Annotated in this window: 1 pseudogene; it reads left to right on the forward strand. The window is 67.1% G+C overall.

Features of this window, described 5'->3' with window-relative positions:
- A pseudogene (locus ACQG3P_RS19535) lies at positions 1-280 on the forward strand (glycoside hydrolase family 3 protein); the annotation flags it as partial.

The following is a 280-nucleotide window of genomic DNA, read 5'->3' on the forward strand; positions in this document are numbered from 1 at the left end:
ATCCGTGCGCAGCTGACCCTGGCCCAGAAGGTCGGGCAGAGGACCCAGCCGGAGATCAAGCAGATCACCCCGGAGCAGGTGCGTACCTACTACAGCGGCTCGGTGCTCAATGGCGGTGGCTCGTGGCCGGGCATGGACAAGCACGCCAGCGTGGCCGTCTGGGTGAAGCTGGCCGATGCCTATCTCGCCGCCTCGCTGGCCACTGACGCACGCACCCCGGTGACGGTGATCTGGGGCACCGATGCCGTGCACGGCCACAGCAACGTGTTTGGTGCCACGA

Source organism: Stenotrophomonas sp. SrG, from assembly GCF_050031795.1.
GTDB lineage: Bacteria > Pseudomonadota > Gammaproteobacteria > Xanthomonadales > Xanthomonadaceae > Stenotrophomonas > Stenotrophomonas rhizophila_A.